This window comes from Glutamicibacter sp. MCAF14 (assembly GCF_052114325.1).
Classification (GTDB): domain Bacteria; phylum Actinomycetota; class Actinomycetes; order Actinomycetales; family Micrococcaceae; genus Glutamicibacter; species Glutamicibacter arilaitensis.
This window is the reverse complement of sequence record NZ_JBFREO010000004.1, coordinates 144755-161299: the sequence shown is the minus strand read 5'-3', so window position 1 is coordinate 161299 and position 16545 is coordinate 144755. Positions and strand designations below refer to the sequence as shown.

Genomic DNA, 16545 nt, shown 5'->3' with positions numbered 1-16545 from the left:
GGTGTTGCCTAGTTGTTCTGTTCGGTGTCGACCTGCAGCGGGTCGCGTCCGTGTCCGGCATAGCGGTACAGCCGTGGCGGCCGGTGCTTTCCTCCGGCCAGATACTCATCGGTTTCCTCAATGGAGGCCGTGCTCTTGAGGGTGCGGCGGAAGTTCGCTGGGTCCAGCCGGCGTCCCAGGATCGCTTCGTAGACTCCGCGCAAGGCTGCCAGGGTGAAGCGTTCACCGAGCAGCCGGTGCGCAATCTGGCCGTATTCGGTCTTGTTGCGCAATCGCCAGAGCGCGTAGTCGACTATTTTCCGGTGGTCGAAAGCCATCTGGGCAATCTGCGGATCATCGATATCGAACCAGGCCACGTTTTCGTCTTGGACGGTGGCGCCCACTTGATCTGCGTTCAGCAGCGCAAAGTAGGCGATGGTGACCAGCCGGTGGGTTGGCGAGCGGTCGATATCCCCGAAGGTATAAAGCTGCTCCAGATAGCTCGGACGCAGGCCCGTGGTTTCGGCCAGGTTGCGGCTGGCCGCCTGGCCCAAGGATTCACGGGGTTCTACCGGGCCTCCGGGCAACGCCCACATGCCGGCGTGTGGCTGGCGGATGCGACGTACCAGCGGCAAGCAGAGCTTATCCGGACCGCCGTCTTTCCCTTCCCGGATTCCTAGAATCACGGTGGATACGGCCAGGGCTGGTGGCAGGTTCCGGCGTTCGTTGACGTTCGCCCATCCTGGTACCGATGACATCTTGCGCGTGCTCTCCGATGCGATGTGTTCAAATTTTGTTAAAGTCATTGTGACATTAACAAGGCTTGCGCTGCTACATGCAGACCAAAAAATCCAAAACATGCTTATCAAACCGCGATGCACCCAACGACACACTCGCTGGTTAAGGCATATCCCCTCGCTCAAAAGGCCTAAACTTCTGCAAACGGACGGAAGAGTGAATAAACTTGACGGTTTCACAGATTCAAGATGCCATCGAGGCAGGACAGCTGACCGAGATGGTCTCCCTGGCCTTGTGCCTTGACCCGGAAGCGATTTACGAGAACTTCGACTTCCACCGGATCTCTGATGATGCGCAGCCATATTGAGACTTCGCCAAATTGTGGGTTCAGTCCGCACCGGCACTGGCCAAACCGCTCATTGCCCGGTGGGTATTGGACATTGCCACCTCAGAATTCGCCTACTTGGAGATCGAATCTGAAGCCGCAAGCTGCTTATCAGCTCGGTTCAGGATGCCAAGAATTGCCTTGCCAGCCTGATCGAAGACGTATCGGTTTTGTCCGATAACCCTGATGCAGGCCTCACCAAGGTCGAAATCCCGGAGCTGGGCAGCGCGTCCAAGACCCTCAAGGATCGGCAGAGTCCAAGCGCTGGAATCTGATATCAATGGATCAGGCAGAGCGCTCCCGCAGCCGGGATGGAAGTGACATTTTGTCTACGCGTGCACTGGTTTCAACCGCTCTTTGAGCGCATTCATCTGCCAATGCCGCGATGACAGGCGCGAAAGCCTGAAGTCGCCTAGGATCTAGAGCATGACTCTGGAGCTGAACCTACGTGTGATTTCAACGGATACCGAGACCGGCGCACCTCCGGTACTTCTCATCCACGGCTTCGCCTCGTCGGCTGATATGAACTGGATGCGCTCACGCTGGGTCCAGCACTTCACTACCCACGGGCGCGATGCCATCTTGCTAGACCTGCCAGGCCACGGCACCGATCCCTACCGAAACGACGGATCGTGGACTCCGACCCGGATCCGCGAATCGATCGCCTCCGCATTGGCAGAGCACGGCATCAGCAAGGTCGATGTCTTGGGCTACTCCTTGGGTGCACGCCTGGGATGGGAATTCGCTGCGCACTTCCCCGAGCTGGTCAACAAGCTAATCATGGGCGGAGCTGCCAGCATCGATCCATTGGCCGCCTTCGAACTCGACCAGGCCCGCGCATTCATTGACCATGGTGAAGAGGTGCATGACGAATACACCGCCAAGGTCATCACTATCGCCAAGGCAGAGGGCAGCAACGACTTCGAAGCGCTTTTCCGCCTGATCGAAGCAATTAAAACCGATCCGTACGTCCCGGCATCCAAGATCCCCGCATGCCCGGTTCTGCTGGTCGCCGGGGACCACGATGACTTGGCGACCACCATGCCCGAGCTGCGCCGCTTGCTCAGGGAGGCCGGAACCGACTCATCAATTCATTGGCTGCCAGGACGCAATCACGCGAACGCGGTCACAAGCCGTGAGTTCAAGGAAAAAGCTGTGGAGTTCTTCTCCATCTAGCCGATCACCAAGCTGGCGGCACCTGCGCGAATCAACGCACAGGTGCCGCCAGCTGTGCAGTTAATCGGCAATCCGACTTTTCATCATAACGATTTCGTTAATTCGCGCTGTTAGTTTCACTTTCCTGTTGCCCTACGCGCTTCGTAATCGTTAAGGTCGGAATAGCAAGCTAGCTCCTCGATATCTGCTCTGATGATTTATGGCACGGTGTATCACCTCCATCAATCGAATCATGGCGACTGCCCACGTAAACGAAGGTAGAAAATGAACCGCAAAGCCTCTGCAGCACTCGCACTCGGTACTATCGCACTGCTGGCTACCGCGTGCGCCGCAACAGAAGACGCGGCACCGGGAACCTCCCTAGCACCTTCCCAATCCTCACCCGCCGCAGCAGAATCTTCTTCCGCACAACCTTCCTCACCGGCATCGGTCCAGGCAGCTGACATTGTTCCGACTCTGGAAAATGCCGCCACGGATCAAGACAAGACTCCGGAACCTGTCACTGATCCTGAAATCGATCAAGACAGCATCCGAGCATTGGCCCAGATGAGCTACGCGAAGCAATACGCTGCCGTGAACGATTCTGGCGAACTGTGCCTGATTGCATGGGCCTACGACGGATCGCAAGACGCCAACGGCACAATGAGCGAGGAAGAAGTTGAATGCGAGGATCCCGCAGAGGTCAAAGAGGAAGGTTTGCATCTGGACATTGACGCCACCAGCAGCACCCCTGGCGTGGAGCTCTACCTGCTACCACCTGACCTCACCGAAGAAACGGTGCGTACCGAGCTGCTGAAAATCGAAGGAAATCACGAAGACTTGCGTCCGCCAGTGGAATTCGCGGCCACCGATTTCGGGCTGGTCTCCGTTGCCATGGAAGCAAAAACGGCTAGCGATCTCGGAAAGATCAGCTTCCCCCGCAGTTCAGGCACGGAGTTCACACTGGATCTTGATTAGCCCGCCCGCACATAGTTTTGGATAGCTAGCCTTCGAAGGACTTGATGCTTACCAGCGACTGAATCACGAAGTGTGCCCTATCAACGCACTTTGCCTCTGTTCATGATTACATCTGTGTAACATCTCTAGCTCGCTCAAGATTGTTTTCTGCTGCAATCTGCCTCTACCGTGGCGTGTACATTAGCAAGGTCAGGTCCGTGGCTTCCGTAGGAGTCAGATTGTGCTGTTCATAGCGGGTCAGGCCCTTGGTTGGATGACGGAATACCCGCTCACCGGTTTGGAATCCTGCAACGTCCCGCTCATTCCAAATGGCAGCGAACTCCGGGGAAGCCGCGGAGACTCGGGCAACGATGCCGCTCTCCCCCGACGGGCTCAGCCACCCGCGGGTTTCCGCACGGAAGCTTCCAACGAAACCTCGGCTCTGCACCTCCCAATCCGGGAGCATCTCACGCAGTTGCGCATCGGTGAAAACCAGCCACAAGAGGTTCCGGTCTTCGCGCTCCAGCGAAGCCACGCGCGGGTACAGCTCTTCGTAGGCAGTATTCCAACCCAAGATGGTCCAGTCAGCCGAAAGCAGGAAGGCCGGGAACTGCAAGGCGTCGAGCAGGCGTTGCAGGGCTGGGGTCATGCCGCCGTTTCCGATGGGCTCAAGCTCACCATGCCCGGCCAGCGAAAACAGATACGAGGATTCCACCGAAGTGAGCCGGAACAGTCTGGCCAGGGACTGCAGAACTTGGCGCGAGGGATTGATGTCGCGGGCCTGCTCCAGCCAGGTGTACCAGGTAACAGAAACACCGGCCAAGGTGGCCACCTCTTCACGGCGCAAACCACGCACCCTACTGCGTCCGATCTCCGGCAGTCCGTGCGAAGACCTATCTGCCCGAGCTCTGCGGTCCTTGAGGAAGGCTGCGAGTTCTTCACGGCGTCGTTGACTTGGTTTCATTGGAATCACCTTGTTGCATGGTAGTAGTACTACTAGTATCGTCACCGTCTGGGTTTGAGGGCAAAAATATGGTGAGATTTTATGTATGACCACACTTCGTTCACACACTGTCACCCATGGCCGCAATATGGCCGGCGCTCGCGCACTGTTCCGCGCAGCCGGCGTGAACGGCGCTGACCTCGGGCGCAAGCCGATTATCGCTGTCTCCAACAGCTTCACCGAGTTTGTCCCCGGACACACCCACCTGCAGCCGGTAGGCCGCATTGTTTCCGAGGCCATCACCGCAGCTGGCGGCATCCCTCGCGAATTCAACACCATTGCCGTAGATGATGGCATCGCCATGGGCCACGGCGGCATGCTCTACTCCCTGCCTTCGCGCGATCTGATTGCGGACTCGGTGGAGTACATGGTCAATGCGCACTGCGCTGACGCCCTGATCTGCATCTCCAACTGCGACAAGATCACCCCCGGCATGCTCATGGCCGCACTGCGCCTGAACATCCCTACCGTTTTCGTTTCCGGCGGCCCAATGGAATCGGGCCGTGCCACCTTGGTCGATGGCACCGTACGCACCTTGGACCTGGTTGACGCCATCTCCGAGGCAGTGAATGAAAACGTCTCGGATGCAGACTTGCTGCGCATCGAAGAGTCGGCTTGCCCTACCTGTGGTTCCTGCTCGGGCATGTTCACCGCCAACTCGATGAACTGCCTGACCGAAGCCATGGGCTTGTCCCTGCCAGGCAACGGTTCCACCTTGGCCACCCACACCGCTCGCAAGGACCTGTACCAGAACGCCGGCAAGCTGGTTGTCGATATCGCAAACCGCTACTACGGCGAAGACGATGAGACGGTGCTGCCACGCAGCATCGCCACCAAGAAGGCCTTCGGCAACGCCATGGCCTTGGATATCGCCATGGGCGGTTCCACCAACACCATCTTGCACCTGCTGGCTGCTGCCAGCGAAGCCGGCGTGGACTTCGGCCTGGACGAGATCGATGAAGTTTCGCGCCGCGTACCTTGCCTGGCCAAGGTTGCTCCGAACGCTGCCGGCAACGGCACCATCTACTACATGGAAGATGTCCACCGCGCCGGTGGCATTCCGGCAATCCTGGGCGAATTGCGCCGCGGCGGCCTGCTGGACGAAACTGTGCACACCGTCCACTCGGCAACCCTGGGCGAATGGCTGGACGACTGGGATATCCGCAGCGGCAAGGCCAAGGAAGAATCCTTCGACCTGTGGCATGCAGCTCCGGGCGGCGTGCGTTCCTCAACCGCCTTCTCGCAGTCCGAACGCTGGGCCGCGCTGGATACCGATGATGCTGAAGGCTGCATCCACTCGGTAGAGAACGCCTACTCCAAGGACGGCGGTCTGGCCGTGCTGCGAGGCAACATTGCGGTGGACGGCGCAGTGGTCAAGACCGCTGGCGTTGACCCATCGATCTGGACCTTCTCCGGCCCGGCAGTGGTCTGCGAATCACAGGATGAAGCCGTCGAGAAGATCCTGAACAAGCAGGTGAAGGAAGGCGACGTGGTGGTCATCCGCTACGAAGGTCCTAAGGGCGGCCCGGGCATGCAGGAAATGCTCTACCCAACCTCGTTCCTCAAGGGCCGTGGCCTGGGCAAGGCCTGCGCCTTGATCACCGATGGCCGCTTCTCGGGCGGCACCTCGGGTCTGTCCATCGGACACGTCTCCCCCGAGGCGGCTTCCGGCGGCATGATCGCTCTGGTTGAAGATGGCGATATCATCTCCATCGACATCCCAACCCGCGAGTTGACCCTGAACGTCTCCGACGAAGTACTGGACGAACGCCGCGAGCGCTTGATCGCCACCACCGGCTACCGTCCGAAGAACCGCGAGCGTGTGGTCTCTCCTGCACTGCGTGCCTACGCAGCCATGGCCTTGTCTGCAGACAAGGGCGCCGTACGCGATGTGGATCGTGTCGAGCGTGCCATGCGTGAATCGGATGAACGCGCTGCAGCAGCTCTGCGCGCTGCAGGATCTGCCAAGGCATAAACCAGCTGCGCACTACCACACAGCGCTAAGCCCGTTTTCCCTGAAGTCTTCAGGGAAAACGGGCTTTGCTCATATTCCCGGCAGTTTTGTCCATACCCTGTCGTGTAGCCCTTTCACTCCTGCTGCCAGTCGATAAAGTGTTGCGCGCTGAGTGGGCCACCGGAAGTTTGGTTTAGAGCACACGCCTTTGCAAATGCTCTTTCAGCCCCGCGCCTGGCTTTAGACGTGCGTTGGGCTTGTATGTCAGCTTTGTGCCGGCCAAAGAGTACGTTAGATCGAGAGTGGCAGAACTTGGGACAAGCATGGAAAATCTGGGGTGACGATTCACGATTCGACGAATCATCTGGCTCAAATGCCGAATCAATATGCGCCGATTTCCGTTTCATTTAGCGAATTTCTAGGCACATAAGCCGGTACTGTTTCGACCCGACCTGAAGCCATCTTCAAGGTCGAAAGCATCGCTTTCGCACCCATATTTGATGCATATTATGCTCAAGAATGAATACTTCTGATGCGGGACTCGGCCATCAGATATCTTGGGAACAGCGTCTGCGTCACACGTGACCGGCTCCTTGAGCCGCAACCCCACCGGATGCCTTAGTCCGACCAAAATGAAAGTTCCCAAACGCTGACGCGTAAAGAGGTGGAGCCGTTAACGTCAACCTAGCCGGCGTCTCCAGCACCAGAACGCTGCCGCTATAGGCCTTCGCGCAGGGAGATACCGGAGCGCATCCGGACTTCCCGTCTTAAGAGGTAGGTAACGGTGGAGCCACCCCCACATGCCTCCACCGCTAGGGAAAATCCCTATTCTACCTAAAGATGCGAAATGAAATACGAGAGTCCACAGCGTCTTTAAATCCCCCAACGCAATGAAAGGGCATCTTGTTATCATACGCCTGTCGGACGATTCTGACTAGTCATTAATCTGCATTTCTGGAATGATTATCCTTGAAATATGTGAAGCAAATAGTGCGTTTATTTGTCTTTGCTTAAAATGCACATGCCACCGCGTTTTCTCCATCTCTCACATCGATTATCCTGAGAAATTGAATTCGAATTCTTCTTCGAGACTAGTGTCGGCCACCCATTCGAACACTCTTATCCGTACTCAATCCAGATGCCACGACAGCAATCCAAGCAGAAGGCGCAGACACCATCTCATCGCAATATTTAGATAGGTATTGATATATTTCCCCATGTCGCCTTGGTAAATCCAGATTACCTTGGTAAACATAGAGGGTGAAAAGAGCAACCCTATGACCCAACGACGCGCGTTCCGTCGCATTTTCCTCCCTACTGCATGGCTGATTATCGGCGCTTTGATCGCCGTTAGCCTCGTTAACCTCGCATTTGCCGGCGGATCCGCTGCCAGCGACGACGACTTGTATCCGACAGGAGAAATTCCGGCCGAGACAGTTTTCGCCGAGAAAGCAACTGTCGAGAACAAGCTATCCATCGGTGGTTCCATCAAACTCACCGAATCAAAAGAGCTGAATGCACCGGTTGACGGCGTCGTTAATTGGGCTTTCGTCAAGCCCGGCGACAATGTCTCCCTCGGAGATCGAATTTTCCAGATCCGTGTCGAATCCCAGCCGGATTCTGTGGAGACCGACAGCGCAGAAGAGGAAGAACCCCAGGACGAACAACAGCCACGAGCTGCCGCACCGGTCGTGAAGTACCACGACGTATATGCACCGGCCACGGGCAAGGTCGGAGCCTTCCAACTTGAGGTCGGCGACGACACCACGAAGGGCACAGCGCTCGGCAGCATTCAGCCCCAGGAGTTCTTGGCCGTTGGTTCGGTTGATCCACTGGATCGCTACCGGTTGCTTGATGAAAATCTTGAAGCCACGATCACCATTGACGGTGGCCCGGAGCCTTTTACCTGCAAGAACTTGAACTTCGGTGATAGTGCGTCAAAGAAGGCTAGCGGCAGCACCGAGGACCAGAACATGGGTTCATTCTCGGGCCCGATGGTGGCTGATGAATCTGCTGACAGTGATTCAAGCAGCGAGATTTCCTGTGTTGTACCCACGGAGACCGTAGTATTCGATGGCTTGAACATGACCATGGAAATTGATGCTGGCTCAGCTGAAGACGTATTGACCGTTCCTGTATCCGCTGTTCGTGGTTTGGTTGGCCAGGGCGCGGTATGGAAGCTGGATGAAAACGGCAAGGAAATCCGCACCGAAGTCGAGCTTGGCGTGACCGACGGAAAGGTCATCGAAGTGATCTCAGGGCTGAAGGATGAAACCGAAGTGCTCCGCTTCGTTCCAGGTTCCACCCCGTCGCCTGAAGACATGATGGGGATGGAGTACGCCACAGATGAGTGGTGAGCCATTACTGAAGCTTGAGAATGTCACCCGCAGCGTCCTGCTGCCCGATGACAGCGAGCTGCACATCCTGAACGGGATTGATCTCAGTGTTTCCGAAGGCGATCATATTGCCATCGTCGGTCGTTCCGGCACCGGCAAATCCACCCTGTTGAACATCCTTGGCCTGCTTGACCGCCCCACCAGCGGCAGCCTGCAGTGGCGAGGCAAGGATGCCACTCGACTGAGCGCCAAGCAGGCGGCCCAGGCACGCGGGCGCGACCTCGGTTTCGTTTTCCAGCAGTTCAACCTCCTGCCAGGACGCACTGCCCTGGAAAATGTCATGGCTCCACTGATGTACGCCAGTGGCCGTGAATTCTGGCATCGGCGCAAGCTAGCAACCGAGTCCTTGGAGCGCGTAGGACTGGGCAAACGCTTGGATTCAATGCCCCAGACCCTCTCCGGTGGTGAGCAGCAACGTGTGGCCATCGCTCGCGCGCTGGTCCGCCGGCCACGAGTCGTACTGGCCGATGAGCCCACCGGTGCCTTGGATGTCGCTACCGGACGGGCAGTGATGGATCTCCTGGATTCCGCCACGGTTGATTCCGGTGCAGCCCTGATCACCATCACGCACGACAGCAATGTTGCGGCCTTGGCCCGAGAACAGCTGCAGTTGGATGGCGGGCGGCTGCATCCGCTCAGTGAGGTGGCAGCAAGATGAAATCCTTAACCCGCTTAGGGACCGGTTTTGCGGCTGCACTGCTGGAGGCATGGCAGGAACTGCGTATTCACAAGTTGCGCGTCTTGCTCTCCTTGGTTGGTGTCACCATCGCCGTGGCCTCGTTGACTACCGCATTGGCCGGAGCTGGCATGGCGCGTCAGATGATGACCGAAAACCTTGAAAGCGAGGGTCGTCCAGCAATGATCGTTGTCTACGCCGTCGACCCGAACTCGGACGGTGGCCCTGCGGGCAACGCCCAAATTGACGAAGCCTTTCAAAAGACCAGTGACCGTTTCAAGGTCGAGTACACCACCATGATGGGACGCAACTACGAGCAGACGGCTTCAGCCCAAGGCATGAGTGTTGATGCCGAGGTCATGGTGGTTGATCCCGACTACGCACCAATGCACCGGCTGGTTGTTACTGAAGGCCGCTGGTTGGAAGCCGAAGATGCCCGGAATCTTGCACCAGCGGCGGTGGTTGACCGAAATTTCATGAAGGAATTGGGATTGGAAGGCCACCGGCTGCCGTTAACCGTGGACTTAATGAGCAATGGCAAGGCCGTCTCGGTTACGGTCATCGGAACTACCAAGGGCACTAACTACGGCATGGGCGGCAGGCTATGGATGCTGCCAGCCACCTATGAGCACTGGTTCGGCAGCCAAGCTCCGCTCAATGAGGTCAGCTACAAGCTGTGGGTGCCCATTGAGGGATCCGAAGAGCTGGCCATGCACTTCGGCCAGCAAATGCAGGCAGAACTTCCTGGTCTCACAGTTGATGCGCACCGCGAAGATTATCTGATGTGGGGTGCTGATGAGAGCTTGAAGATGTTGACCATGGTGGTTGCCGGTATCGCAATCATCATCTTGCTGCTTGGTTCCCTGAGTCTGCTCAATGTTGCCATGGTGACCATGAAGCAGCGTATCCGCGAAGTGGGTATCCGACGCAGCTTCGGTGCAACAACCGGACGCGTATTCTTCTCGGTGATGATGGAAAGCGTCGTAGCCACGGCCGTAGCAGGTGGCATTGGCGTGCTCATCTCCGTAGCTTTGGTCTCCAACGAGAATCTGCTGAATATGGTGATGGCTACCGAGCTGGATCAAATGCCTGCATTCCCTATCGGTGCGGCCCTACTTGGCATGGGAGTTTCCATCGCCGTAGGCGCACTGACCGGTGTTCTTCCTGCGCTGGTGGCAGCCCGAGTCAAGATTGTGGATGCTATTCGCGTCTAAGGCTTGGAACCGGCAAACGCGAGTTTTGCTGGACATGCTCAGGCGTTGGCCGAAGATATTTTCTTCGGCCAACGCCTTTTTGCTCTGCGTTTCCCGGCAGAAATATCGGATCTGATATCAAATCCACTGGCTGGCAGGTATTTGAACCACCGATTGTGCGCTGGCCTACATGGCCTTATGAGCCCCAATGGCACCGGTTTGGACTCCCGGACTATCCTTAATAATTTCCCGTGATTCAGCGGATTTTCAGGCCTATGCTCCGTCCATGGCAAAAAATTTTCCGGTCCACTTGACACCGTTTGAGATTGAGAGCACACTGATCGTATACGATTTGATGTACGACTTGATGTATGACGAAAGCAGGCCGATCAACGGTGAGCAACATTGTTCCAGTAACCGAAGAGACCTTCGCCCAGGCAGGCAAGATCCTGGCCGTACACCTGAGCTACTCTTCGCGCGCAGCACAGCGCGGCCGTACTCCCAAGTTCCCTAGCTACTTCATGAAGGCCACCAGCTCGCTGGCCGCCAGCGGTTCCACCGTGGAACGCCCAGCAGGCACCGAACTACTCGCCTTTGAAGGCGAAATCGCATTGATCATCGGCAAGACCGCCCGCCGCGTCACGGTTGAGGACGCCTGGAGCTACGTCGGCTCGGTCACCGCCTCCAACGACCTGGGCGTGCACGACATGAAGTACGCGGACAAGGGCTCGAACATCCGCTCCAAGTCCGGCGACGGCTACACTCCGATGGGCCCGAAAGCACTGGAAGCGGCCACTCTGGATCCAGCCAAGCTGCGCGTGCAGACCTGGGTCAACGGCAAGATCGCCCAGGACGCCGACACCTCGGAACTGCTCTTCTCCTTCGCCACCATCGTGGCCGACCTGTCCCAGCAGATGACCCTGCAGCCAGGCGATATCATCCTCACCGGCACCCCTGCCGGCTCCACCGTCTTCTTCCCAGGCGATGTCGTCGAGGTCGAGGTGACCGACCTGGTCACCGGCGCCACCACTGGCAAGCTGAAGACCACCGCCACCGAGGGCACCGCCACCTTCGCCGCCTTCGGCAACCAGCCAAAGGTCACCGACAAGGACAAGGAAGATGCCTACGGCGACCGCGAGACCGCTGGCATGGCACCAATCCTCACCGGCAAGGACGTGCTGACCGACAAGGTCCGCGAACAGCTGGCGTCGGTAGCCACCGCAACCCTTTCAGCCACCCTGCGCAAGCGCGGCCTGAACAACGTGAACATCGAAGTGCCAGGTGCCACCAAGGGCATGCAGCGCGTGATCGGCACCGCCCGCACCTTGCGCTACATCCCGAACCGCGAGGACCTGTTCAAGGCCCACGGCGCTGGCTACAACATGCAAAAGCAGTCCATCGATTCGCTGGGCGACGGCGAGATCCTGGTCATGGAGGCCCGCGGCGAAACCGGTTCGGCCACCTTGGGCGACATCCTGGCCCTGCGCTCCCAGCAGCTCGGTGCTGCCGGCATCATCTCCGATGGCGGCGTGCGCGACCTGGACGCAGTCTCCGGCCTGGACATCCCGGTCTTCTACAACGGCGCGCACCCGGCAGTTCTGGGACGCAAGCACGTTGCCTGGGACAAGGACATCACCGTGGCCTGCGGCGGCGTCTCGGTCCAGCCAGGCGATGTCATCGTGGCTGACTCCGACGGCATCGTGGTCATCCCGCCAGCGATGGTGGAAGAAGTTGCCGCCGAGGCAATGGTCACCGAGTCCAATGATGAATTCATCTTCGCGATGGTCAAGCGCGGCCACGGCATCGAGGGCCTGTTCCCGATGAACGCCGAATGGAAGACCAAGTACAACGCCTGGAAGGACGCAGGCAGCCCGGATCTGGACTCATGGTCGCTGTAATGACCGCATCCAAGTCCGAGGCGGCCTACCAGCTGGTCTCCGAACGCATCGTCAACGGGGCGTACTCCCCCGGCTATCGGCTGGTGCTGGGCACCATCGCCGATGAGCTGGGCTGCTCCGTGGTTCCGGTGCGCGAGGCGATCCGCCGGTTGGAAGCCGAAGGCCTGGTCCACTTCACCCGCAATGTCGGGGCGACGGTAGCCCACGTGGATTCCACCTTGTACCTGCACACCATGCAGACATTGATGGTCATCGAACCGGCAGCTACCGCGCTGGCCGCCGATTCCATGGATGCCGCGTGGCTTGCCAAGGCACGGGCGCTGAACGAGAAGATGCGCCAGTGCCTGGAGGACTTCGATCCGGTGGCCTTCACCAGGATGAATACCGAGTTCCACCAGCTGTTGTACGGCCAGTGTCCCAATCCGCACATCCTGGACCTGGTCCAGCGCGGATGGCGCCGGCTGGCAGCGATGCGGGCGAGTTCCTTCACGCACATCCCGAACCGGGCCCGCGCCTCGGTCCAGGAGCATGAGAAGCTGCTGGATCTGATCGGAACCCATGCCACCCCGGCGCAGATCGAGGCCGCGGCGCGCGAGCACCGCGCCCACACCCTGAACGCCTACCTCAAGGCTGCCGGCATGGCACCGAGCGCCATCTAGCCACCAGCACCGGCACCACCCATAGTTTTGCCCAAATCCATCCGGTGGAAACACCGGGACAACGCACGAAAGGAATTGCCATGAGCAAGCACTTCGTACCGGAAAACCTTCCGACCCACCTGCAGCACTACATCAACGGCGAATTCGTTGACTCCATCGGCGGAGCAACCTTCGACGTGCAGGAACCGGTCACCAACACCAACTACGCCACCGTAGCTTCGGCACAGCCTGAAGACGTGGATCTGGCTGTTGCCTCCGCAAACAAGGCCTTCAAGGAAGGCCCATGGTCCAAGATGCTGCCGCGCGAGCGTTCCCGCGTGCTGCACAAGATCGCTGACATCGTCGAGTCCCGCGATGAAGAGCTCTCGCTGCTCGAGTCCTACGACTCCGGCCTGCCGATCACCCAGGCCAAGGGCCAGGCTCGCCGCGCAGCTGAGAACTTCCGCTTCTTCGCTGACCTGATCGTCGCGCAGGTGGACAACACCTTCCGCGTGCCAGGGCGCCAGATGAACTACGTGAACCGCAAGCCAATCGGCGTGGCCGCACTGATCACCCCATGGAACGTTCCGTTCATGCAGGAATCCTGGAAGCTGGCTCCGGCCATCGCTACCGGAAACTCGGTAGTCCTGAAGCCTGCAAGCTACACCCCGCTCTCCGCAGGACTGTGGCCAGAAATCTTCCGCGAGGCAGGCCTTCCAGAAGGCGTCTTCAACCTGGTCTTCGGTTCCGGTTCCGTAGCCGGCGACTACCTGGTCAAGCACCCGGATGTGCCACTGGTTTCCTTCACCGGCGACTCCTCCACCGGCGCCACCATCTCCACCGCTGCAGCCCCGCAGTTCAAGGGCCTGTCCCTGGAACTGGGCGGCAAGTCTCCAGCAGTCGTCTTCGCCGACGCTGACCTGGAAGCAGCCTTGGATGCCACCGTCTTCGGTGTCTTCTCGCTGAACGGCGAGCGCTGCACCGCCGGCTCCCGCGTGCTGGTACAGCGCGATATCTACGATGATTTCGTTGCCAAGTTCGCGCAGCGCGCCAAGAACATCCGCGTTGGCCTGCCAAGCGATCCGAAGACCGAAGTCGGCGCCCTGGTGCACCCGAACCACTTCGAAAAGGTCATGAGCTACATCGAGATCGGCAAGAGCGAAGGCCGCTTGCTGGCCGGCGGCGGCCGCGCCGAAGGCTTCGAAGAGGGCAACTACGTTGCACCGACCGTCTTCGCTGACGTGGCACCGGATGCACAGATCTTCCAGGACGAGATCTTCGGCCCAGTTGTGGCCATCACCCCGTTCGACACCGACGAGGAAGCCCTGGAGCTGGCCAACAACACCAAGTACGGCCTGGCAGCCTACGTGTGGACTTCCAACCTGAAGCGTGCACACAACTTCGCACACCAGATCGATTCGGGCATGGTGTGGCTGAACTCCAACAACGTCCGCGACCTGCGCACCCCATTTGGCGGCGTGAAGGCTTCGGGCCTGGGACGCGAAGGCGGCTACCGCTCGGTGGACTTCTACACCACCCAGCAGTCCATCCAGATCACCCTGAACGAAGCGCACTCCCCTAAGTTCGGCGTCTAGGAAGCTTTCGCTTCCACCCACTAGTTTTTATTGCTTGCAAAGGAGCAAATCATGAGCAAAGAGATCGCAAACCCGATCCCAACCCCTTCGGTTCCAGCACCGGATATCCTGCGCTGCGCCTACGCTGAATTGGTCGTCACCGACCTGGAGCGCTCCCGCAACTTCTACGTAGACGTTCTGGGCCTGCATGTTTCCTACGAAGACGAGAACCAGATCTACCTGCGTTCCTTCGAAGAGTTCATCCACCACAACCTGGTTCTGACCAAGGGTCCGGTCGCCGCACTGAAGGCCATGGCTTTCCGCGTGCGTTCCACCGAAGAGGTCGACAAGGCCGAGGCCTACTACAAGGAATTGGGCTGCCGCACCGAGCGCCGCAAGGAAGGCTTCGTCAAGGGGATCGGCGACGCCGTGCGCGTTGAGGATCCACTGGGCTTCCCATACGAGTTCTTCTTCGAGACCACCCACGTAGAGCGCCTGCACATGCGCTACGACCTGTACTCGGCTGGCGAACTGGTTCGCCTGGACCACTTCAACCAGGTCACCCCGGACGTGCCACGCGGCCGCAAGTACCTCGAGGACCTGGGCTTCCGCGTCACCGAGGACATCCAGGATGACGAAGGCACCACCTACGCAGCATGGATGCACCGCAAGGGCACCGTGCACGACACCGCACTGACCGGTGGCAACGGCCCGCGCCTGCACCACGTGGCCTTCTCCACCCACGAGAAGCACAACATCATCCAGATCTGCGACAAGATGGGTGCACTGCGCATTTCGGATCGCATCGAGCGCGGCCCGGGCCGCCACGGTGTCTCCAACGCGTTCTACCTGTACATCCTGGATCCAGATGACCACCGCATCGAGATCTACACCCAGGATTACTACACCGGCGATCCGGACAACCCGACCATCACCTGGAACGTGCACGATAACCAGCGCCGTGACTGGTGGGGCAACCCAGTTGTTCCTTCCTGGTACACCGAAGCTTCCAAGGTCTTGGACCTGGATGGCAACGTGCAGGAAGTCATCGAGCGCACCGACGACTCCGAACTGGAAGTCACCATCGGCGCCGACGGCTTCTCCTTCACCCGTGCCGGTGACGAAGATGGCTCGTACCACGGCCAGGCTTCCAAGGGCTTCAAGCTGGGCAACCAGGTCTAAGCCGAACAAGCTCTGGACGTGAGCTTGCAGCTTCCCTGAGCTGCTACGCAAAATCCCGGGTCCTTCGCGAAATTATCGCGAAGGACCCGGGATTTTCTTATTTTCAGCAGTGGTTCGATATGAATGACCAATCTCCTCAACAGTGGTAGCTGAAAGCACGTATCAGGCCAGCAGTAGACCAGTAACCGCCAAAGATCTCGACGTGCCTAGTTGCGCGGTTCCCAAAGTCGCTGGTACGCCAACACCAAGGGCTTAGATATCTGTCTGACGATGAATTGGCTGAACCACCGAATCAGCTGGTCGAAGACAGGCAATGCGAACAGCGCTACTGTCAGCACGGTCAAGGGAACCGCAGCCACGAACGCCACGATGCTATTTGTTTGGTCAAGGATCAGGGGAAGATACGGAGTAATAGCGAGAACTACGAAACCGTGCATGAGATATATCGCCAAGCTTCGCTGGCCGAGCATAGCTGGCATGCCATCCTTGTCCGGCATCAGAGATAAGAATACGAATATCGCGGCAGACGCAATGAACAGCAGACCAATGCGGAAGAGCACTCCTTGAGGGTCTTGAGTATCCAGGCGTTCGAAGGAGAAACTGCCGTACAACCATCCAGGCCGAGTGTCTCGATAATACAGATACAACCACGCTCCGGCCAGCGCTACAACTCCTGCAATTTTCCACTGAACGGCAATACGACCTGCAGTGCGGAGAATCACCTGTCCGTGGGTCGCACCCACGACGAAGAATGGCAGGAAGTCGACGGCACGGGAGAAGGTGAAGTCGTAGCCGATCTATTCAAAAATGCCCGACA

At 58.5% G+C, this 16545-nt stretch carries 14 protein-coding genes; 11 read left to right on the top strand and 3 right to left on the bottom strand.

Going from position 1 to position 16545, the window contains the following annotated elements; translation table 11 throughout:
- Nucleotides 1-8: 8 nt before the first annotated feature.
- Nucleotides 9-737, bottom strand: coding sequence for an NUDIX hydrolase (locus AB4Y71_RS08215; protein WP_441720572.1), 729 nt, complete (start codon nucleotides 735-737; stop codon nucleotides 9-11).
- A 206-nt stretch (nucleotides 738-943) separates the two neighbouring features.
- Between AB4Y71_RS08215 and AB4Y71_RS08210 the strand changes: the two genes are divergently transcribed.
- From AB4Y71_RS08210 to AB4Y71_RS08200, 3 genes are all read left to right on the top strand, one after another.
- A complete protein-coding gene (locus AB4Y71_RS08210) occupies nucleotides 944-1084 on the top strand; it encodes a hypothetical protein (RefSeq protein WP_441719449.1) in 141 nt (46 codons plus the stop codon).
- A 444-nt stretch (nucleotides 1085-1528) separates the two neighbouring features.
- Nucleotides 1529-2278 (top strand): alpha/beta fold hydrolase, encoded by a 750-nt coding sequence (locus AB4Y71_RS08205; RefSeq protein ID WP_441719446.1) that lies wholly within the window; start codon nucleotides 1529-1531, stop codon nucleotides 2276-2278.
- A 264-nt stretch (nucleotides 2279-2542) separates the two neighbouring features.
- Nucleotides 2543-3235: a hypothetical protein gene (locus AB4Y71_RS08200; protein ID WP_441719445.1), complete on the top strand. Its 693-nt coding sequence runs from the start codon at nucleotides 2543-2545 to the stop codon at nucleotides 3233-3235.
- Between the two features lie 163 nt (nucleotides 3236-3398).
- On the opposite strand, the gene AB4Y71_RS08195 is transcribed toward AB4Y71_RS08200, so the two are convergent.
- On the bottom strand, nucleotides 3399-4178 hold the full coding sequence (locus AB4Y71_RS08195) for a helix-turn-helix transcriptional regulator (RefSeq protein ID WP_134780430.1): 780 nt from the start codon (nucleotides 4176-4178) through the stop codon (nucleotides 3399-3401).
- Nucleotides 4179-4263: 85 nt separating this feature from the next.
- Here AB4Y71_RS08195 and ilvD point away from each other — a divergent pair, with 85 nt between their 5' ends.
- The 8 genes from ilvD to hpaD all read left to right on the top strand — a co-directional run bounded on the left by ilvD (nucleotide 4264) and on the right by hpaD (nucleotide 15728).
- Entirely contained in the window at nucleotides 4264-6192 is a 1929-nt protein-coding gene (gene ilvD / locus AB4Y71_RS08190) for a dihydroxy-acid dehydratase (protein ID WP_013348687.1), read from the top strand.
- A gap of 1256 nt (nucleotides 6193-7448) precedes the next feature.
- Entirely contained in the window at nucleotides 7449-8528 is a 1080-nt protein-coding gene (locus tag AB4Y71_RS08185; RefSeq protein ID WP_441719442.1) for an efflux RND transporter periplasmic adaptor subunit, read from the top strand.
- On the top strand, nucleotides 8518-9225 hold the full coding sequence (locus AB4Y71_RS08180) for an ABC transporter ATP-binding protein (protein WP_441719439.1): 708 nt from the start codon (nucleotides 8518-8520) through the stop codon (nucleotides 9223-9225). Before AB4Y71_RS08185 ends, AB4Y71_RS08180 begins: the two co-directional genes overlap by 11 nt.
- Nucleotides 9222-10457 (top strand): ABC transporter permease, encoded by a 1236-nt coding sequence (locus tag AB4Y71_RS08175; RefSeq protein WP_441719436.1) that lies wholly within the window; start codon nucleotides 9222-9224, stop codon nucleotides 10455-10457. Before AB4Y71_RS08180 ends, AB4Y71_RS08175 begins: the two co-directional genes overlap by 4 nt.
- A gap of 350 nt (nucleotides 10458-10807) precedes the next feature.
- Nucleotides 10808-12334, top strand: a complete 1527-nt coding sequence (locus AB4Y71_RS08170) for a fumarylacetoacetate hydrolase family protein (protein ID WP_441719434.1) — start codon at nucleotides 10808-10810, stop codon at nucleotides 12332-12334.
- The gene (locus AB4Y71_RS08165) at nucleotides 12334-12993 is read left to right on the top strand and encodes a GntR family transcriptional regulator (RefSeq protein WP_013348678.1); all 660 of its coding nucleotides are present in this window, start codon (nucleotides 12334-12336) and stop codon (nucleotides 12991-12993) included. Before AB4Y71_RS08170 ends, AB4Y71_RS08165 begins: the two co-directional genes overlap by 1 nt.
- Before the next feature lie 80 nt (nucleotides 12994-13073).
- Nucleotides 13074-14567 carry a 5-carboxymethyl-2-hydroxymuconate semialdehyde dehydrogenase gene (hpaE, locus tag AB4Y71_RS08160; RefSeq protein ID WP_441719432.1) on the top strand — a complete coding sequence of 498 codons (1494 nt, stop codon included), beginning with the start codon at nucleotides 13074-13076 and terminating at the stop codon, nucleotides 14565-14567.
- A gap of 63 nt (nucleotides 14568-14630) precedes the next feature.
- Nucleotides 14631-15728 (top strand): 3,4-dihydroxyphenylacetate 2,3-dioxygenase, encoded by a 1098-nt coding sequence (hpaD, locus tag AB4Y71_RS08155; protein WP_041649587.1) that lies wholly within the window; start codon nucleotides 14631-14633, stop codon nucleotides 15726-15728.
- A 206-nt stretch (nucleotides 15729-15934) separates the two neighbouring features.
- Here the strand turns inward: hpaD and AB4Y71_RS08150 are convergent, their stop codons facing one another.
- Nucleotides 15935-16525, bottom strand: coding sequence for an acyltransferase family protein (locus AB4Y71_RS08150; protein ID WP_441720570.1), 591 nt, complete (start codon nucleotides 16523-16525; stop codon nucleotides 15935-15937).
- Nucleotides 16526-16545: the final 20 nt, after the last annotated feature.